At 26.6% G+C, this 19670-nt stretch carries 21 protein-coding genes; 11 read left to right on the top strand and 10 right to left on the bottom strand.

The window, feature by feature from the left end; translation table 11 throughout:
* Nucleotide 1 precedes the first annotated feature (1 nt).
* Together ACQY31_RS01090 and lpxB are read left to right on the top strand one after the other, a co-directional pair.
* Nucleotides 2-796: an LpxI family protein gene (locus ACQY31_RS01090; protein WP_428080183.1), complete on the top strand. Its 795-nt coding sequence runs from the start codon at nt 2-4 to the stop codon at nt 794-796.
* Nucleotides 793-1929, top strand: a complete 1137-nt coding sequence (lpxB, locus tag ACQY31_RS01085) for a lipid-A-disaccharide synthase (RefSeq protein ID WP_428080182.1) — start codon at nt 793-795, stop codon at nt 1927-1929. Before ACQY31_RS01090 ends, lpxB begins: the two co-directional genes overlap by 4 nt.
* On the opposite strand, the gene gltX is transcribed toward lpxB, so the two are convergent.
* The 7 genes from gltX to ACQY31_RS01050 all read right to left on the bottom strand — a co-directional run bounded on the left by gltX (nt 1906) and on the right by ACQY31_RS01050 (nt 9320).
* Nucleotides 1906-3306 carry a glutamate--tRNA ligase gene (gene gltX / locus ACQY31_RS01080; RefSeq protein ID WP_428080181.1) on the bottom strand — a complete coding sequence of 467 codons (1401 nt, stop codon included), beginning with the start codon at nt 3304-3306 and terminating at the stop codon, nt 1906-1908. The two genes, lpxB and gltX, sit on opposite strands and share 24 nt — an antisense overlap.
* 22 nt (nt 3307-3328) lie before the next feature.
* Nucleotides 3329-4006, bottom strand: a complete 678-nt coding sequence (gene lexA, locus ACQY31_RS01075; RefSeq protein ID WP_428080180.1) for a transcriptional repressor LexA — start codon at nt 4004-4006, stop codon at nt 3329-3331.
* Between the two features lie 89 nt (nt 4007-4095).
* Nucleotides 4096-4887: an indole-3-glycerol phosphate synthase TrpC gene (locus ACQY31_RS01070; RefSeq protein WP_428080179.1), complete on the bottom strand. Its 792-nt coding sequence runs from the start codon at nt 4885-4887 to the stop codon at nt 4096-4098.
* Nucleotides 4880-5872 carry an anthranilate phosphoribosyltransferase gene (trpD, locus tag ACQY31_RS01065; protein WP_428080178.1) on the bottom strand — a complete coding sequence of 331 codons (993 nt, stop codon included), beginning with the start codon at nt 5870-5872 and terminating at the stop codon, nt 4880-4882. The genes ACQY31_RS01070 and trpD overlap by 8 nt, the downstream gene beginning before the upstream one ends.
* A 3-nt stretch (nt 5873-5875) precedes the next feature.
* Nucleotides 5876-6442 (bottom strand): anthranilate synthase component II, encoded by a 567-nt coding sequence (locus ACQY31_RS01060; protein WP_428080177.1) that lies wholly within the window; start codon nt 6440-6442, stop codon nt 5876-5878.
* Nucleotides 6442-7899: an anthranilate synthase component I gene (gene trpE, locus ACQY31_RS01055; RefSeq protein ID WP_428081224.1), complete on the bottom strand. Its 1458-nt coding sequence runs from the start codon at nt 7897-7899 to the stop codon at nt 6442-6444. Before trpE ends, ACQY31_RS01060 begins: the two co-directional genes overlap by 1 nt.
* A complete protein-coding gene (locus tag ACQY31_RS01050; protein WP_428080176.1) occupies nt 7899-9320 on the bottom strand; it encodes a SurA N-terminal domain-containing protein in 1422 nt (473 codons plus the stop codon). The genes trpE and ACQY31_RS01050 overlap by 1 nt, the downstream gene beginning before the upstream one ends.
* 56 nt (nt 9321-9376) lie before the next feature.
* Between ACQY31_RS01050 and tpiA the strand changes: the two genes are divergently transcribed.
* From tpiA to ACQY31_RS01010, 8 genes are read left to right on the top strand one after another with little or no spacing between them, the layout of a single operon-like run.
* Nucleotides 9377-10117 carry a triose-phosphate isomerase gene (tpiA, locus tag ACQY31_RS01045; protein ID WP_428080175.1) on the top strand — a complete coding sequence of 247 codons (741 nt, stop codon included), beginning with the start codon at nt 9377-9379 and terminating at the stop codon, nt 10115-10117.
* Between the two features lie 6 nt (nt 10118-10123).
* A complete protein-coding gene (gene secG, locus ACQY31_RS01040; RefSeq protein ID WP_075506676.1) occupies nt 10124-10423 on the top strand; it encodes a preprotein translocase subunit SecG in 300 nt (99 codons plus the stop codon).
* 44 nt (nt 10424-10467) lie between these two features.
* A complete protein-coding gene (locus ACQY31_RS01035; protein WP_428080174.1) occupies nt 10468-12084 on the top strand; it encodes a CTP synthase in 1617 nt (538 codons plus the stop codon).
* Nucleotides 12081-12902 carry a 3-deoxy-8-phosphooctulonate synthase gene (kdsA, locus tag ACQY31_RS01030; protein WP_428080173.1) on the top strand — a complete coding sequence of 274 codons (822 nt, stop codon included), beginning with the start codon at nt 12081-12083 and terminating at the stop codon, nt 12900-12902. Before ACQY31_RS01035 ends, kdsA begins: the two co-directional genes overlap by 4 nt.
* The gene (gene eno, locus ACQY31_RS01025; RefSeq protein ID WP_428080172.1) at nt 12899-14155 is read left to right on the top strand and encodes a phosphopyruvate hydratase; all 1257 of its coding nucleotides are present in this window, start codon (nt 12899-12901) and stop codon (nt 14153-14155) included. Before kdsA ends, eno begins: the two co-directional genes overlap by 4 nt.
* Nucleotides 14155-14457 carry an FtsB family cell division protein gene (locus ACQY31_RS01020; RefSeq protein WP_428080171.1) on the top strand — a complete coding sequence of 101 codons (303 nt, stop codon included), beginning with the start codon at nt 14155-14157 and terminating at the stop codon, nt 14455-14457. The genes eno and ACQY31_RS01020 overlap by 1 nt, the downstream gene beginning before the upstream one ends.
* The gene (gene lipA / locus ACQY31_RS01015; RefSeq protein WP_428080170.1) at nt 14447-15367 is read left to right on the top strand and encodes a lipoyl synthase; all 921 of its coding nucleotides are present in this window, start codon (nt 14447-14449) and stop codon (nt 15365-15367) included. The genes ACQY31_RS01020 and lipA overlap by 11 nt, the downstream gene beginning before the upstream one ends.
* Nucleotides 15367-15804 (top strand): type II toxin-antitoxin system RatA family toxin, encoded by a 438-nt coding sequence (locus ACQY31_RS01010; RefSeq protein WP_428080169.1) that lies wholly within the window; start codon nt 15367-15369, stop codon nt 15802-15804. The genes lipA and ACQY31_RS01010 overlap by 1 nt, the downstream gene beginning before the upstream one ends.
* On the opposite strand, the gene ACQY31_RS01005 is transcribed toward ACQY31_RS01010, so the two are convergent.
* From ACQY31_RS01005 to ispF, 3 genes are read right to left on the bottom strand one after another with little or no spacing between them, the layout of a single operon-like run.
* Entirely contained in the window at nt 15801-16268 is a 468-nt protein-coding gene (locus tag ACQY31_RS01005) for a CinA family protein (protein ID WP_428080168.1), read from the bottom strand. The genes ACQY31_RS01010 and ACQY31_RS01005 overlap by 4 nt on opposite strands.
* Nucleotides 16268-16759 carry a phosphatidylglycerophosphatase A family protein gene (locus tag ACQY31_RS01000; RefSeq protein WP_428080167.1) on the bottom strand — a complete coding sequence of 164 codons (492 nt, stop codon included), beginning with the start codon at nt 16757-16759 and terminating at the stop codon, nt 16268-16270. Before ACQY31_RS01000 ends, ACQY31_RS01005 begins: the two co-directional genes overlap by 1 nt.
* A complete protein-coding gene (ispF, locus tag ACQY31_RS00995; protein WP_428080166.1) occupies nt 16756-17856 on the bottom strand; it encodes a 2-C-methyl-D-erythritol 2,4-cyclodiphosphate synthase in 1101 nt (366 codons plus the stop codon). The genes ACQY31_RS01000 and ispF overlap by 4 nt, the downstream gene beginning before the upstream one ends.
* Nucleotides 17857-17888: 32 nt before the next feature.
* On the opposite strand from ispF, the gene ACQY31_RS00990 reads away from it, so the two are divergent.
* On the top strand, nt 17889-19670 hold the full coding sequence (locus tag ACQY31_RS00990) for an ATP-binding protein (protein WP_428080165.1): 1782 nt from the start codon (nt 17889-17891) through the stop codon (nt 19668-19670).

The following is a 19670-nucleotide window of genomic DNA, read 5'->3' as shown; positions in this document are numbered from 1 at the left end:
AATGATAGGATTAATTTTTGGTGATACTGATTTTCCAAAGGAAATTCTAAAAACAATAAAAAAAAGAAAAATTAAATATTTGATAATTGATTTATCAAAATCAAAGAAATTTAAAAAAGATAAAAAATCTTATTCAGTATCTATTGGACAATTTGGTAGAATAATTAAAATACTTAAAGAAAATAAATGTAAAAAAGTCTTATTTGCTGGAAAAGTAAAAAAACCAAATTTATCTAGGTTAAGATTAGATTTAAAAGGAATTTATTATATACCCAGAATTATCAAAGCTTCAAAACTTGGTGATGCTGCTATACTTAAAGAAATTATAAAAATATTGGCACAAAATAATATTAAAACTGAAAATTCACTAATATTTAATCCAGAACTGTCTCTAAGGAGAGGTAATTTTTCAAAAATTAAACCAAATAAGCAAGACCAATTAGATATTCAAAAAGCAATCAAAACATTAAATATTTTAAGAGATTATAATTTTAGTCAAGGGGTTGTGGTTAGAGATGAAAAGGTTATTTCTATTGAAGGAAAAGGTGGAACCAAAAAAATGCTTGAAAGAAGTAGAAGTAAAAAATTTAGAAATCATGGAGTATTAGTAAAACTTCCAAAAAAGAAACAAGATCTTAGAATTGATCTACCTACTGTTGGATTAAATACTTTAAAACAATGTAAAATTGCTGGATTAAAAGGAATTGTAGTTAAAAATAAACAACATGTTTTTTTAGATAAAAACAAATGTATTAACTTTGCCAATAAAAATAAGATGTTTATTTCAGTTAAATGAAAAAGATTTTTATCCTCACAGGTGAACCATCCGGAGACAAGCTTGCCTCAAAAGTCATATCCAAACTTCAAAAAAATGGTCTCAATATAAAGTATTCTTGTGTTGGTGGCACACATTTAAACTCATTAGGAATAAAATCTATTTTTGATCTTAAAGAAATTACTTATATTGGTTTTACAAGTGTTTTATTAAATATTTTTAAAATAAAAAATAAAATAAACAAAACTGTAGAAGAAATTATAAAATTTAATCCTGATATTTTATTTAGTGTAGATAGTCCTGATTTTACGTTAAGAGTTGCCAAAAAAGTAAAAAAAATTAATAACCAGATCAAGACTGTACATTATGTAGCTCCCCAAGTATGGATTTGGCGAGAAGGTAGAGTTAAAAAATTTAAAAACTTTTTAGATCACATCTTATTGTTATTTGATTTTGAAAAAAAATATTTTGATAAGGAAAATATTCCAAATACTTTTGTTGGTCATCCATTATTAGAACAAGAAAACAAAAATAGAATTGATTTGTCAAACAGTATATCGACTGACAAAAAAATTATTTCTCTTTTTTGTGGTAGTAGAACATCTGAAGTAAATTTACTATTACCAATTTTGATTGACTTTATAAATCTAATGAATAAAAAATTTACTAATTTAATGTTTGTTTTTCATGCTACTGATGAAAATAAGAATTTAATTAATAATAGAATTAATGAGATTAATTTAGATAATGTTCAGGTTATTTCTGATGAAAATATTAAAAATCAAATATTAATAAAATCCATTTTTGCAGTTTCAAAATCTGGAACAATTTCCCTTGAAATTTGTAACGCAAAAGTTCCTTCTATAATTATATATAAAATGAATTATTTGAATTTTTTTATTGTCAAAATGTTAGTAAAAACAAAATTTGCAAACATCATCAATATTATTAATAATAAAGAAATAATTCCTGAATTAATACAAAAAGAGTGTAATGCTAAAGAAATTTATAATTCTGTGGTTTATTTTTTAAAAAATCCTGATTTAATGAAAAAACAAATTAAAGACTTTGAAGATACTTTATCAAAAATAAGATCTAAAAGCTCATCTTCAAATGAAGCCGCCTCTGTTTTAAGTAAGTTTCTTATTGGTTAGTCTTTTTGTTACCTCATCTTTTCCTAAAGAAATAATTATATCATATAATCCAGGTCCAAATTTTGAACCCGTTAACGCTATTCTTAGAGGTTGTCCAACACCTCTAAAATTTGTCTGATGTGATTTGATTAGTTCATTTACAATTGGCTCTAATGTTTCTTTGCTTAGTTTATCAACATTAGCAAGTTGAGCATTGAAATCAGATATGACTTTTTTTGCTTTATCATCAATTATTTTAATATCGTCTTGATTAAAATTTACTTCATCTTCAATAATATATTGGCCATTATTAAATATATCTTCCAATGTTTTTGCTTTATTTTTTAAGAAAGTTAATGATTTTTTAATTTTATCTTTTTTATTTGAATTGATTTCACTTTTATATAATTTGCAGTATTCTGTTAGTTGATCAAATAAATCCATTTCATTAATATTTTTAATGTAATATTCATTCATTGATAAAATCCTACTCATATCTAGCTTAGACGGAGATTTTCCTATTCCTTCAATATTGAAGTATTTAATACTCTCTTCAAGAGTAAATATTTCTTTGTCTTTAAATGACCAACCTAATCTCAATAAATAATTTCTTAATGCGTCAGGCATAATCCCAATTTTTGAATAGTCATCCAATGTTGAAGCATTATCTCTCTTGGATAATTTTTTACCTTCTATAGTATGAATAAGGGGTATATGAGCAAACTTTGGCAAATCCCACTGCATTGCTTCATATATTTGCATTTGTTTGAAAGTATTAATTTTATGGTCATCTCCTCTAATTATATGCGTCATCCCCATTTCATGGTCATCTACAGTTGCTGATAAATTGTAAGTTGGAGTTCCATCATTTCTTAATATTACAAAATCTTCTATTGTACTGTTTTCAATTGCAACATCACCCTGAACCAAATCTTTAAGAATTGAATTTCCTTCAATTTTACTTTTAAATCTAATTACAGGTTTAATTTCTTTAGGAGCATCTTTTTCGTCTACATCTCTCCATTTTCTATTATAAATATAAGGAATTTTTTTCTGCCTAGCCCTTTTTTTTTGCTCTTCTATCTCTTCAGGTGAACAATAACATTTATAAGCGTATCCATTTTTTAACAATTCATTTGCAATTTTTATATGATAATCAATTTTTGTTGATTGAATATATTCGTTACCATCATGTTTTATACCTAACCAATTTAAGGATTTAATTATTTGTATTTTGTATTCTTCTTTTGATCTTTCTTTGTCTGTATCTTCAATTCTTAGATGAAAAGTACCTTTTTGATTTTTAGAATACAACCAATTAAACAAGGCAGTTCTAACTCCACCAATATGAAGAGCTCCAGTAGGAGAGGGAGCAAAACGAGTTGCTACTTTTGACATCAGAGATATTTAGACTATTTTTTTAGAAGTTTCTATATAAAGATACCAAAACACCCTGAACTTTAACTCTATCAGGGCCAAATATTTTGGTTTCGTAGTTTCTATTTGCACTTTCTAATGCAACAACTTTACCTTTTTTACGAATTCTTTTTAACATCGCCTCGTGTTCGTCAATCAATGCGACTACAATTTTTCCATTATCTGCTGTATCTGTTCTTTTAATAATAACTGTATCTCCTTCGTGGATTCCAGCTTCAATCATTGAGTCTCCTTGAACTTTCAATCCAAAATAATCTCCATTTTTTTCTAAATTATTTGGTAATGGTATTCTTGAAACTTCATTTTGTATTGCTTCAACAGGAGTTCCTGCCGCAATTTTTCCTAATACTGGCACTTCCATTTCATCAGAATTGTTAAATTCTTCTTCTAAACCACCTTTTATAACGCTTGGTGAAAAACTGTTGTAAATATCGTTTGCTGAAGCTGTTTCTGGCAATTTTACTACCTCTAAAGCTCTTGCTTTATGAGCCAATCTTTTAATAAAACCTCTTTCTTCCAAGGCACTAATCAATCTGTGAATACCTGACTTTGATTTTAAGTTTAGAGATTGTTTCATCTCTTCGTAAGAAGGAGACACGCCAGAACTTCTCAACTTATTGTTGATAAATAAAAGCAAGTTTTTTTGTTTTTTTGTTAGCATAAGAACAAATATCGTACAAATAATGTTCTATAAAAGTTCTTTTGTTTTAACAATACTAAAAAAAGTGTGTAAAATAGAGCTTAAATTGACTACAAAACTGAAAATATTGAATTTTCATCTAATTTTTTCAAAAGTGATTCACCAATTAAAAAAGCATTAATTGAAGTCTTACTGTTTAATTCCAATAATTCTTCCTTAGATTTAATACCACTCTCAGAAATTAGAGGTCCTTTATGGTTTTTTACAACATTATAAATATCGTAGGTTGTATTTATATCTGTTTTAAGTGTTTTTAAGTTCCTATTGTTTATACCAATAAGCGCATCTTTAAAATTTAATGCTTTTTGAGCCTCTTCAACTGTATGTACTTCTACTATTACTGACATATCTAATTTTAATGCTTCTTGATATAAATTGTTTGCAAGGTCATCTGAGACACCAGCTAAAATAATTAGAATTGCATCTGCACCATAACTTTTGGCAAGTGGTACTTGAAATGTATCAATAAAAAAATCTTTACATAATACCGGTAAATTAACCTTATCTTTTATTTTACTTATATGGATTAAATTTCCTAAAAAATAATCTTCTTCAGTTAAAACTGATAAACAAGTAGCATTATTTTTTGAATAAATATTAGCAATTTTTACTGGATTGTAGTCTTCAATTATAACCCCTGCAGAAGGGCTTGCTTTTTTTATTTCAGCAATAATTGAAGTTTTATTTTGTTTTAAATTGTTTTCAATTTTATCTTTAAAATTTATGTATGAATTATTTTTTTTTATTAATTCATCTAATTTTTTGAGATCAATTGATTTTTTTAGATTATCAATTTTTTCAATTTTTTTTTTAATTATATTTTCTAGAACGTTTTCAGACATTTTGTATTTGTTCCAAATGTGAAAAAGTTTTACCAGAAAGAATAAATTGTCTTGCGTGATTATAGGCCTCTTTAAAATCAACAAACTTTTCTGCAATGATTAAACCAGCTGCCGCATTTAAACAAACTGCTTTTGAAAAATCATTATCGTTACCTTTAAATATTTCAATCATTTTATCTGCATTAAATTTTGCATCATTACCAATTAAATTCTCAAATTTTTCTGCATTCACACCAATTGAATTAGGATCAATCAAGATTTCAGATATTTCTCCATTCTTCAATTGCATTATATTTGTTTTTGCATAAGGAGATATTTCATCCAATCCATCTTCGCTGTTTACTATCCATGCAAATTTTATATTTAAATTTTTTAATCCCTCTGCAAAAATTTTTAATAATTTTTTATCAAATACTCCAACAACCTGTCTTTCTACTAGGGCAGGATTACTTAAAGGACCAATCATATTGAAAATAGTTCTTTTACCAATTTTCTTTCTTACAGGACCTACAAATCTCATGGCGCTATGATAATTTGGAGCAAACATAAAACCAAAATTGTTATTGCTTATTTCTTGTTCTATTTCTCTCGGCTCTAAATCAATCTTAATATTTAAAGCTTCCAAAACATCTCCAGAGCCACATTTTGAAGATACCGCTTTATTGCCATGTTTTGCAACTTTTATACCCATACTAGCCAAAAGTAAGGCTGATGCAGTTGATATATTAACAGTGTTCATACCGTCACCACCTGTACCGCATGTATCTATGCAATCTTGAACGTTTACCCTTTTAGATTTTTCTCTAAGCACATAAACACCTCCAGCAATTTCATCTGCTACTTCTCCTTTTTCAGACAGAAGTGTTAAAAAATTATAGATTTGATCCTCATCAGCTTTACCAGTCATTAAAATTTCAAATGCTGACTTACTTTCTTCAAAGGTTAAATTATCTTTATTTTTAAGTTTTTCTAAAATCTTTTCCATAAATTAATAATTTATAAAACTTTTTAAAATTTTTATTCCTATCTTGGTTTTAATACTTTCTGGATGGAATTGTACACCATGAATGTTAAATTGCTTATGTTGGATAGCCATAATTACCCCATCATCAGTTTCAGCTGTAATCTCTAAATCTTTCGATAGGGTTTTTTTATCAATAATCAAGCTATGATATCTTGTAGCTTCGAAAGTACCGGGTAGATTTTTTAAAATTCCAATTTTTTTTGATTTAATTTTGCTAGTTTTTCCGTGCATTAATTTTTTTGCTTGAATAATTTTAGATCCAAAGACTTGACCTATAATTTGATGTCCAAGACAAACACCTAAAAAGGGCAATTTTTTATGTAATGATTTTAAAATGCTTATGCAATTTCCAGATTGATTTGGATTTCCAGGTCCAGGTGAAATAACAATTTTATCATATTTTTTTCTTAATATTTCTTTAGAGTTAATTTTATCATTTCTTATGACATCAACTTTTACATCTAATGAAGAAATGTAATGATAAAGATTAAATGTAAAACTATCATAATTATCTATTAATAATATTTTCATTATCTTAAAGCATTTATCAAAGCTTTCGCCTTGTTCACTGTTTCATCATACTCGTTTGTAGGCTTACTGTCAGCCACGATACCTGCTCCAGCTTGTACATAGAATTTTTTATTTTTTGCTACAGCTGTTCTTAATGCAATACAAGTATCAAATTCACCATTAGCAGAAAAGTATCCAATTCCACCAGCGTAAACTTTTCTTTTCGATGTTTCTAGTTCATCAATAATTTCCATTGCTCTTATTTTAGGAGCACCAGATACAGTACCAGCAGGAAATCCTGCCAACAGTGATTTAAATTTTGAAAACTTTTTATTATACTCTCCAACTACATTGGAAACTATATGCATTACATGAGAGTACCTCTCAATTATGAAACTCTCAGTTACCTTTACAGTATTTATTTTTGATACTTTACCAGCATCATTTCTTCCTAGATCTAAAAGCATTAAATGTTCAGAAAGTTCTTTTTTGTCTTTAAGAAGGTCTTTTTCATAAAAAAGATCTTCTTTTTTATTTTTTCCTCTTGGTCTAGTGCCTGCTATTGGTCTAACTGTAATTTTATTATCTCTTAGTCTTACTAAAATTTCTGGACTGGCCCCAATAATTTGGAAGTCATTAAAGTTGAAGTAAAACATAAAAGGAGAGGGGTTAGTTACTCTAAGTTTTTTATAAATTTCTAAGGGTTTTTTTGTTAATTTTGCTTCAAATCTTTGACTTAATACAACTTGAAAAATATCACCAAATTTAATGTATTTCTTAGCTTTATTAACCATTGCAAGAAATTTATTTTTAGATGTGTTTGATTTAACTTTAATTTTTTTTTCTTTTAATACTCTTTTTGTATCAATATTTTTTATCGATGATTGAATTAATAGTTTAAATAGATCAGTTTTTATAGAGTCATACTTTTTTTGATAATTTTTAATTTTTTCATCATTAAAAACATTAATTATATAAAATATTTCTTTTTTTAAATTGTCATGAATAACCAAGGTTCTTGGTCTCATCAATCTTACATCAGGTAAATTAAGATCATTTTTACATGAGTTAGGAATTTTTTCTATATACCTAATAGAGTCGTATGAAAAATAACCAGAAATTAGCGAACAAATCTTAGGTAAATTCTTAGGTGTATCAAATTTAAAATTTTCAATAATCTTTTCTATTAGCTCTTCTGGTTTATCTTTAAGAATGATTTTTTTATTTTCAGTGATTAAATATGACTTTTGGTTGTTAAACTCCCATATCTTATCAGGATTTTTACCAAAAATTGTGTATCTACCTTTAATTTTTCCTTTTTCAACAGACTCAAATATAAAACTATTTTTTTCCTCTAAAAAATTATCAATTAAATTTATTACTTCATCATCAGAATTTACTTTTTTAGAAGTGTATATAATCTGATTTTTTTTGCTTCTATGTCGAAACTTAAAATCTTTGAAGCTTCGATTAATTATCATTTGAAATAGTTTTTAATTCTATCAATAGTTTTTTGATTCAATTGAACCTGATATTTATTATTCAACAGGGTATCGTAAGATTGTAAAATACTTTTTCTGTTGTTTGTATTTTGTGAATTTACAAATCCTTTATATTCCTCACCTTGTTTATTTATAGTTTTTTTATTTATATCTTTTATTTTGACTAAAAATATTTGATTATTAGTATTGTTTACTAAAGCAAAAGAATTTTGAGGTAATGAGTAGAGCATTTTAATTGAATTTACTTCAAACAGCTCATCATCATTAATTGAATTAATTGATCCAGTTCGGATTTTACCTGAACTTAACTCTATAAATTTACTTTCATTAAATCCATCATTCTGTATTTCTTCAATTATTTTTCTATTGTAATCAAATTTACCTTTTTGATAAATAAGCTCGATAATTTCACTTTTTACTATCTCATCATTTAAATCTGGTGAACGATCATATTCATTCTCTATATTATAAAGAATATAATTATCGCCACTTTCAAATATATCTAATTTGCTTGATTTCTTAGAGTAAATTAACTTTTCGTTCGCACCAGTGTTTTCATCTGGAACAAATTCATTAATATTATTTACATCCACATTTATGTTTTCGATTATCGAGCTAAAACTTTCATTTTGAGAAATTTTATTTTCTATTGCATCAATTTCGTTAAAAAAATCTTGATTAAATTCATCAATTCCAATTAAATTTTTTGGATTTAAAACCACATATTTGAAGTCAATATATTCTCTTTTTAATTGATCTTTATTTTCTTCAATAAATGTTTTGATTTCATCTGATGTATAATCATCTTTAATCTTATATAAATTTTCCATATCGAAGTATTCAATAGATAATGATTTATTGTTTTCTTCAAATTTACTTTCTATTAGAAATTCAGGGGTAACAGTACCTGCACCGATAAAATCAAATAAGTGTTTTTGTAAACCTTGATTTTTTAATTTCAACTCAAACAAAGGAGCAGACATATTATTTGAAAGTAAAAATTTTTCGTATTTAATTCTTTCAAAAGCACCATTATCGTCTTTAAAATTTTTATTGTCTTTTAAATATTTTAAAATTGTCTTTTCGTTTATAGAAAGTTTAAAATCTTCAATCTCTAGATCAATTAAAGTTGTTGAAATAAGTCCTGATAGTAATTCTTCTATAATGTTGTTGTCTAAATTATTTCTTATTGCTTCTTGTGAAATTCCACTTTGGTTAATATAGTCCATGAAATCTTGAGTGGTAACGTTAGTTTTATTTATTTTAGCAATATTATTTTGATTGTTAGTGCTAAAGCCACCGCCAAAACCTCCAAATACAAAAGCAAAAATAATAAAGACAATAACAAACAATCCGCCAAATTGTTTCCAACCTAAATTTTTTAATTTTTCAACCATAACGATATAAATTTATTGATCTGTAAAAAACAAATCTATAGATTAAAAAGTCAATTATGACAAATAAATATATGTATTTTATAGCTAATTGGAAAATGTTTGGAGATTTAAAAACTATAAATTCATTAGATAAAGTTATTAAATTCTCAAAAAGTCATAAAAAAAATAAGTTTAAACTAATTTATTGTCCTCCAAATACTCTAATACGTCCAATTTCAAAAAGACTTAGTAAAACAAATATTGAAGTTGGTGCACAAAATTCTCATCAAAATTTAGATTATGGAGCTTTTACAGGTCAGGTTAATGCAAGAATGCTTAAAAGTGTTGGAGCAAAATATGTGATCTTGGGTCATTCCGAAAACAGAATAGCTGGAGAAAATGACAATCTAATTAATCTTAAAATAAAAAATTCAATTAAATCTGGTTTAAAAATTATATTTTGTATTGGTGAAACTCTAAAACAAAAAAGGGATAAAAAGACTAATCAAGTTTTAAATAGTCAAATAAAAAAAGGATTAAAATCTATCAAAAAAATTAATGATATAATTATTGCGTACGAACCAGTATGGTCAATCGGAACTGGTTTAATTCCTTCATCAGAGGAACTGTCTAAATCAATTAAATTTATAAAAAGTAAATTTGGAAAAAAATCTCCAAAAGTTTTATATGGAGGCTCTGTTAACAGTAAAAATATTGATCAATTAAAAATTATTCCTGACATAGATGGTTTTTTAATAGGTGGAGCATCACAAAATCCAGAGAAATTTATTGATATAATTAAAAAAACCATTAATTAGTCCCCCATGGAAACATTATTACTTGTAATTAATATCATACTTGCATTTATTTTAGTTGTGCTTGTGCTACTTCAAAAATCAGAGGGTGGCGCTCTAGGTATTGGTGTTTCACAAGAAAATTTTATGTTATCGAGATCAGCTGGTAGTTTTATTACCAAAGCAACTGCGATAGTTGCAACTTTATTTATCATTTGTAGCTTAGCGCTGACAATAATTTCAAGAGCAGAATTAACGCCTACAGGATCAGTTTTAGACACGGTTGAAGAAAAAACTGAAGATACTCCATCAATTCCTGAAAATAATTAATTAATACTTTCTATTTCTTTTTTTATTAGCTATAAGATAATTCCATGGCGCGATATATATTTGTCACTGGCGGCGTGGTTTCATCACTTGGAAAAGGTCTGTCATCAGCATCACTTGCTTATCTTCTACAATCTCGTGGTTACAAAGTTAGACTTAGAAAATTAGATCCTTATTTAAACGTTGACCCTGGAACAATGAGTCCATTCCAGCACGGAGAGGTTTTTGTAACAGATGATGGCGCTGAAACAGATTTAGATCTAGGTCACTATGAAAGATTTTCAGGAGTTACTGCAAAGAAAACAGATAATATTACTACAGGAAAAATTTATAGCGATGTTCTAAAAAAAGAACGAAAAGGAGAATATCTTGGAAAGACAGTACAAGTTATTCCACATATAACCGATAGAATTAAAGAATTTATTAAATACGATACATCAAAAGAAGATTTTGTAATTTGCGAAATAGGTGGAATTGTAGGTGATATTGAAAGCTTACCATTTGTTGAGGCTATAAGACAATTTTCAAATGATATTGGGAAAAAAAATGCTTTATTTATTCATTTAACTTTAGTTCCATATTTAAAAGCATCTGATGAAATAAAAACTAAACCAACACAACACTCCGTAAAAGAATTGAGAAGTATTGGTATTCAACCTGATATAATTATTTGTAGATCAGAAAGACCAATACCTTTAGAGCATAGAAAAAAAATATCTCTATTTTGCAATGTTGATATTAAAAATGTAATTGAAACAGTTGATGTAAAAACTATTTATGAAGCACCAATTAGTTTTGCTAAAGAAAAGTTAGATGTTCAAGTTTTAGATTACTTTAAAATAAAATCTAAAAAATCAAATAACTTAAATCCTTGGAAGAAAATTACCAAAATTGCACTTAATACAAAAAAACAAGTTAATATTGCGATAATAGGTAAGTATGTAGAATTAAAAGATGCATATAAATCATTAGATGAAGCCTTAACACATGGAGGAATTACAAACAGCCTGAAGTTAAATTTAGTTAGAATTGATTCAGAAAAATTAAAAGTTTCTGAAATCAAAAACAAACTTAAAAATGTTTCAGGTATTCTAATACCAGGAGGATTTGGAAAAAGAGGAACTGAGGGAAAAATCGAAGCAATTAAATATTCAAGAATTAATAAAATACCATTCTTAGGTATTTGTTACGGTATGCAAATGGCAATAATAGAATTCGCTAGAAATAAATTAAAAATTAAAAAAGCAACTTCTTCTGAGTTTGATAAAGGCGGTGTTCATATAATTGGTTTAATGAATGAGTGGGAAAAAAGTGGAAAAAAAGTTAAAGGTACAGATAAAAATTTAGGTGGAACAATGAGACTTGGTTCTTATGATGCAATTTTAAAAGATAAGTCTAAAATTAGAGATATCTATAAATCAAGATTAATCAAAGAAAGACACAGACATAGATATGAGGTAGATATTTCATTTAAGGAAAAATTTGAGAAATATGGACTAATATTTTCTGGTTTATCACCAGATAACAAACTTCCTGAGATAATTGAACTTAAAAATCATCCTTGGTTTATTGGAGTTCAGTTCCATCCTGAATTTAAATCTAGACCTTTATCTCCTCATCCTTTATTCTCTTCATTTATCAAAGCAGCAAAAAATCATAAATGAGTAGTATTACAGTCAATTGTGGGAACATAGAAATTTCAAACGATAAAAAAATTTGTATCATTGCTGGTCCATGTCAACTTGAAACAGAACAGCATGCAATGGACATGGCAGGAAAAATAAAAGAAATAACTTCCAAATATGGTCTAGGTTTTATTTATAAAACTTCTTTTGATAAAGCTAATCGAACAAGTTTAAAAGGTAAGAGAGGTGCTGGTTTGGAAGCTTCATTACCTGTGTTTGACAAAATTAAAAAAGAATTAAATGTTCCAATTTTAACTGATATTCATAATTCAGAGCAATGTTCAGTAGTTGCTAATCATGTTGATGTTTTGCAAATTCCAGCTTTTCTTTGTAGACAAACTGATCTTTTAATTGCTGCTGCAAAAACAAACAAAATTATAAATGTTAAAAAAGGTCAATTTTTAGCTCCTTGGGACATGGTAAATGTTACAAAAAAAATATCAGACTCAGGAAACTCAAATATTCTTGTTACTGAAAGAGGTGCAAGTTTTGGATACAACACTTTAGTTTCTGACATGAGATCTTTACCTATAATGGCTAAGAATGGTTATCCAGTTATTTTTGATGCATCGCATTCAGTTCAGCAACCTGGAGGACAAGGAGATTCTTCAGGTGGTCAAAGAGAATTTGTTGAGTATCTTGCAAGAGCAGCTGTTGCTGTTGGGGTTGCTGGTGTATTTATAGAAACTCATCAAGATCCTGATAATGCACCATCCGACGGACCTAACATGGTTCCTCTAGATAAACTAGAAAATTTACTTAAACAGTTAACTGAAATTGATAAGCTTATTAAGTGAGTAAAATAACAAAAGTTAAAGCACGTCAAGTTTTTGATAGTCGGGGAAATCCAACTGTAGAAGCTGAGGTTTATACAAATAATTTAAGTGCATCTGCTATATGTCCATCAGGTGCATCAACTGGAACTTATGAAGCTTTTGAAAAACGAGATAAAAATAATAAAAAGTATTTAGGTAAAAGTGTTTTAAAAGCTGTTGAATTAGTAAATTCAAAAATTTCAAAAAAATTAAAAAGTCAGAGCGTTCATAATCAAGAGAGAATTGATTCCTTATTAATTAATTTAGATGGCACGAGACAAAAAACCAATTTAGGTGCAAATGCTATGCTTGCAGTATCAATGGCTGTAAAAAAACTTTCTGCAAAAGTAAAAAAACTACCTTTGTATAAAACATTTTTTTTTAAAAATAATTTTCAATTACCTTATCCATTAATGAATATTATTAATGGCGGAGCTCATGCCAACAATGGTCTTAGAATTCAAGAATTTATGATAAGACCAGATAGAGCAAAAAGTTTCTCAGAAGCAATGAGGATTTGTTTTGTAGTAATTAAAAACCTAAGTATTTTAATAAAAAACAAAGGTTATTCCACTTCAGTTGGTGATGAAGGTGGTTTTGCACCTATGATTAGCAGTAACAACCAAGCTCTTGATTTGATTGTTTCAGCAATTAAGAAATCTGGTTTTGTAAATGGTAAAGATGTTTCAATTTGTTTGGATGTAGCTGCAAATGAACTATTTAAAAAAAATAAATACTCAATTCATTCAAAAAGTTTTGTTACAGTTGAAAAATCAATCAAAGAGTATCAAAAAATTATTAAGAAATATAAAATTAAATCTATAGAAGATCCTTTTGCAGAAAATGATTGGTTGGCTTGGAATAAATTAATGCGTTCTGTGAACAAAGTTCAGATTGTGGGAGATGATCTTTATGTTACAAATCTTGAGAGATTAAAAAAAGGATTTTTAAATATTTCATCTAATTCGATATTAATTAAACTTAATCAGATAGGCACTGTTTCTGAAACCCTAGATGTAATTAAATTTGCTCAAACTATTGGTTATAAAACAATAATTTCTCATAGATCTGGAGATAGTGAGGATACATTCATTGCTGATTTAGCAGTTGGAACAAATTCTAATCAAATTAAAACAGGATCTTTAGCACGTTCAGAAAGAGTTGCTAAATACAATCAATTAATTCGTATTGAAGAAGAACTTGGAAATAAAGCAAGAATGAATAAAATCAACTAATGTTGAGATTAATAAAAAGAAATTATTTTTTATTAACATCAATTTTTTTAATATTTTATTTTATATTTAATTTAGTTTCTGGAGAAAGAGGGCTTTTTTCATATTTTGAAAAAAAAGAACTTTTGTCTGACTTGAAAAAAGAAGAGACATTATTAATTAATAAAATAGAGGATATTGATCATAAGAATTCTCTATTAAGTACAAATCTGGATTTAGATTATGTGGAAATATTAATTAGAGAAAGATTTTTATTTGGTAAAAAAGGTGAAACAATTTATTTAATTAAAAAAGATGAAAAGTAGACATCCCGAAAAAGAAAATAAGCCGATAAATCCAATTAAAAAAAAACCAGATTGGATTAGATCAAAGCTTACAAATAGCAAAGAATTTTTTTTAACAAAAACAATAGTTAATAATAATAATTTAGTAACTGTTTGTCAGGAAGCAAACTGTCCAAATATTACTGAGTGCTGGAGTAAGAGACATGCAACTTTTATGATAATGGGTGATACATGCACAAGAGCATGTGCTTTCTGTGATGTAAAAACTGGTGTTCCAGGAAATTTAGATTTATTAGAACCAGTCAAAATTGCAGAAGCTGTAAAAAAGTTAAATTTAAAGCATGTTGTAATAACTTCAGTTGACAGAGATGATTTAGAAGATGGAGGTTCTGAACATTTTTATAATGTGATTAATCAAACAAGAAAATCAAATCCAAATACAACTATAGAAGTTTTAACACCAGATTTTTTAAGAAAAGGGGAAGCTTATAAAAAAGTTATTAAAGCTAAACCAGATGTTTTTAATCATAATATTGAGACTGTACCCAGTCTTTATTTAAAAGTTAGACCAGGATCTAGATATTTTGCATCCTTAGAACTTTTAAAAAATGCAAAGAAAATTGATAAAAATATTTTTACTAAATCTGGAATTATGCTTGGTTTAGGAGAAACAAGAGATGAAATATTGCAAGTTATGGATGATTTAAGGGCGGCTGATGTAGATTTTATAACTATTGGCCAGTACTTGCAGCCATCAACAAAACATTTTCCATTAGATAGATATTATACCCTAAAAGAATTTGATGATTTAGGAACTATAGCAAAAGCAAAGGGATTTTTATTAGTTTCCTCATCACCTTTAACAAGATCTTCTTATCATGCCGATGAGGATTTTGCTAAGTTACAACAAAACAGAATAAAAAGTAATTAATGCCCAAAGCATCAGTTACACGTCACATCGCACGTGATAAAGAAACATTAATTAATTTTGTTTTAGATATTGAAAAATATCCTGAATTCGTTCCATTTTGCATAGACTCAAAGGTTCATGAAACAAATGATGAGGGAGATGTAAAAAAAATAATTGCTGATCTAACCATTGGTAAAAGACCCTTTATAGATACTTATAAAAGCGATGTAAGATATGATAAAAAAAATGACTCTATTCATGTAACCAATATTGACGGTCCCTTAAAACATCTTAAAAATAATTGGAAATTTGTAGAAAAAGATAATTTAACAGAAGTTAAATTTGATGTTGATTTTGAAATTAAAAATAAGTTTTTGAATTTAATAATGGAAAAATCATTTCAATTTGGTTTAAACAAAATAGCTGATGCTTTTCAAAAAAGAGCAGAAAATCTTTAAGAAATAATTTTTGTAATTTTTTTTAATACTTCTCTTACTGTATTTTTTTGAATACTTAATCTGTTCTTAGATCTAAATTTATTTTCTAAAATTAGTAAATATTTTCCTGTTTTAATCCCAATATAGACAAGACCAACTGGTTTTAATTTTGATCCTCCTCCGGGTCCAGCTATACCAGTAATTGATACATTAATTTTGCTTTTAGAAATTTTAGATAAATTCTTTACCATTTCTTCACAGCATTCTTTGCTTACAGCACCATATTTTTTAATGATATTTCTATTTACTTTTAAGATTTTGATTTTTGCCTCATTAGAGTAAGTAATTAAACCCATTTGAAAGTATTTAGATGAATTTGGTAGTTTAGTAAGATTGCTAGCCAACAAACCTCCTGTACATGATTCAGCTACAGAAATTCTTAATTTTTTATCTATCAATTTTTTATGTAGTTTTTTTAAATTCATCAAAATATGAAACTAACCAAATAGACTACAACCATTGAGTAAAGACCAGCCATTATATCATCCATAATTATGCCAAAATAATTTTTATAATTTTTATCGAAATAGCTTACTGGAAATGGCTTTAAAATATCAAAAAATCTAAACGATAGTAAAGAAATAATATAATAAAATTCAATAGCAATATTGATTTGATTTGTTTGATTTAAATATAGCAGAAGTATCAAAGGCATCGATTGACCCAAAACTTCATCGATTACAATTTGTCTAGGATCTTTATTTTCAAATTCACTCCCTGTGTCTTTGACTGCGTAAAAAGAGTAAAAAAACAAAATAACAAAAAAAACTATTGAAAATTTTAAACTTGTATAATCAAGAATTTCATAAGCTATATAAATAAAGATTGTCGTGACAACCGATGCAACAGTGCCAGGCATTTTTGTTAAATAACCGTAACCAAAGAAAGTCGAGATTAAAACATTAATTTTTTTCATTTTGATATCGAGCAAATTACTTCACAGGCAATCGCTTTTTCTTTTCCTATTAATCCAAGTTTTTCTGTAGTCTTACCTTTTAAATTAATTAAATCTTTATTTAAATCTAATAGATTTGAAAGCGAATTTATTATTTTATCTCTGTATTTTGATATTTTTGGTTTTTCACATATCAAATTTATATCTAAATTATTGATATGGTAATTATTTGAATTTAACAATTCTATTATTGGTTTTAGCATTTTGGGAGATCTAATATTTTTAAACTTGTTAATGTTATCTGGAAAAAAAGTTCCAATATCTTTTTTTCTCATTGCTCCTAATATAGAGTCAATTATCGAATGAATAATTACATCACCATCAGAGTGTCCTTTTAGTCCTGAGTGATAAGGTATTTTAATACCTCCTAAATAAAGTTTTTTACCTTTGATTAATCTATGTATATCAAATCCGATACCAAAGTAAGTTAATTTTTCTTTAATATCCTCTTTAAAAGTAATTTTAGTATTTAAATTTTCTCCTTGAATGAATTTTACTTTAAGATTGTTTTCAATAAATAATGTTGCTTCGTCAGTAACTACCTTTTTTTGCTTTATTGATAAGTTATATAAATCTTTAAAGTTAAAAGCCTGGGGAGTTTGCGTTAATGTAGAATTATCTCTGTTTAAATTAAATATTTGATTTTTAATTTTATACTTGATTGAGTCTTTAGATTTGATTGCAGGTATTACTGCTTTATATTTTTTTAGTGAAGTTATTAATTTATTTAATAGATTTATGGTAAAATTTGGTCTTGCAGCATCATGTATTAGTACATTGGTAGGTTTGTATTTCTTAATAAACTTTAAAGCAATTAATGAAGAATCTGATCTTTCTTTCCCACCAATAATAACTGAAACATTTTTAGAAAATTTTTCTTTAATTTCCTTTTTATTATTAACTACAATTACTATTTTTTTGAAAAGTTTTGATTTTAAAGCTTTATCAAGAGAGTGTTTGAATAAAGGCTTACCCTCGTAAATGTTGTATTGTTTAGGTTTTTTCGAATTAAACCTTTTGCTTTGTCCTGAAGCTAGTATTATAAAATAATTGCTCATATTTATAAATTTTATAGAAATTTTATACTTAAATGTCAGATTTTATTAAGAAAAATATCTATTTGATAATATTATTTATTATCACATTATCGATAGGTTTTTTAACATTTTTAACTTTTATTGATAAAGGATTTATAAAATTAACTGACAAGAATTTACAATATCTTTTGATATTAAATATACTACTTCTAACTTCACTTTTTATATTTATTTTTTTTGAAATTAGAAGAGCGATTAAAACAGATATCGATAAGGATGGTTTAAAATCTAACAAAAAGTACATTACTGTATTTGCTCTATTTACTTTAATACCCTCAATTTTAATTTCTATTTTTTCATTGTTCCTTTTTTCATTTGCATTGGAAAAATATTTTGACAAAAAGGTTACCACAGTTGTTAATAATTCTTATGAACTTGCTAGAAACTATGTTGAAGAAATTAGAAACAAAATTCAATCAGATATTGTACTAATTGCTTTTGATACCAATAAAAGTAAAAATTTTTTAAATGATAATCCTAAAGAATATAAAAGATTTCTAGACACTCAGAAATTAATTAGAGGTGTTGACGAAATACATATAATCGATATTGATAAAAAATTATTGTTTACTTCTCTTCAAGACAATCAACCATACATACCTCCTGTTGATAGAGCATTAACACTAGTACTCGATGATGATAGACCTTTAAAAATTATAAATGCTCCAGAAAATATGTCTGCAGCCATTATGAGGTTGCAAAGTTTTGATAATAGATTTTTATATGTGATCAAATATCTAGATAAGGATATTTCAAAATATCTTACGGAGTCAGAAGAAGCTATAAATTTTTATTATACTGTTGAAGAAAAGAGTACAGGTATAAAAATATCTTTTGCAATTATTTATGTTATTGTTGTAAGTGTATTGTTGTTTGTATCTATATCAATAGCTATACGATTTTCTTCTAGATTTTTTAGATCTATTAATAATTTAATTAATGCTTCTGTCTCAATTGGAGAAGGAAAATTTGATACAAAAGTTCCAGAAGTAAAAACTGACAGAGATTTAGAAATATTAAACAAAAATTTTAACCTAATGATCGATAGACTTAGAAATCAACAAGAAAAATTAATTATTAATGAAAGACATGAAGCATGGAGTAACCTAGCAAGAAAACTAGCACATGAAATTAAGAACCCATTAACTCCAATTCAGTTGACAATAGATAGAATGAAATCAAAATATTCTAATCAAGTCAATGAAGATGATAAAAAAAATTTTGATGAAAACCTTAAGATTATAAATAATCAAATTAAACAAATAGGAAATTTAGTTAATGAGTTTTCTGATTTTGCTCGAATGCCAAAACCAATTTTAAAAGAAAATAATTTAATTCAAATTATTGAAGAAAATATCAAATTATTAAATGAGTTAGATAATTCGATTAATATTTCTGTTAACACCAATTCAAATGAAGTTTTTTTAAATAGTGACAAAGAACAACTGGCAAGAGTTTTCTTTAATTTAATTAAAAATTCTATCGAAAGTATCCAACAAAGAGCAGAAAATGATAGTAATTTAGAGAAAATAATCACGATTGAAGTTAATGAAGAAAATAACCATATAACAATCAACTTAATTGATAATGGTATCGGTTTTGGAATATTTGCAGCAAATATTAAAGATATTTTAAATCCATACTTTACTACTAAAAAAAATGGAACTGGACTTGGTCTCTCAATAGTTAGTAAAATTATAAATGATCATAATGGAATAATTGAATTTATACCTTTAGATGAAGGTGCAAAAATTAAAATAGATTTTATTAAATAG

This window comes from Candidatus Pelagibacter sp., assembly GCF_965262185.1.
In the GTDB taxonomy this organism is placed as follows: domain Bacteria; phylum Pseudomonadota; class Alphaproteobacteria; order Pelagibacterales; family Pelagibacteraceae; genus Pelagibacter.
The sequence above is the reverse complement of the archived record's forward strand: the minus strand, read 5'-3'. Positions and strand labels throughout refer to the sequence as shown.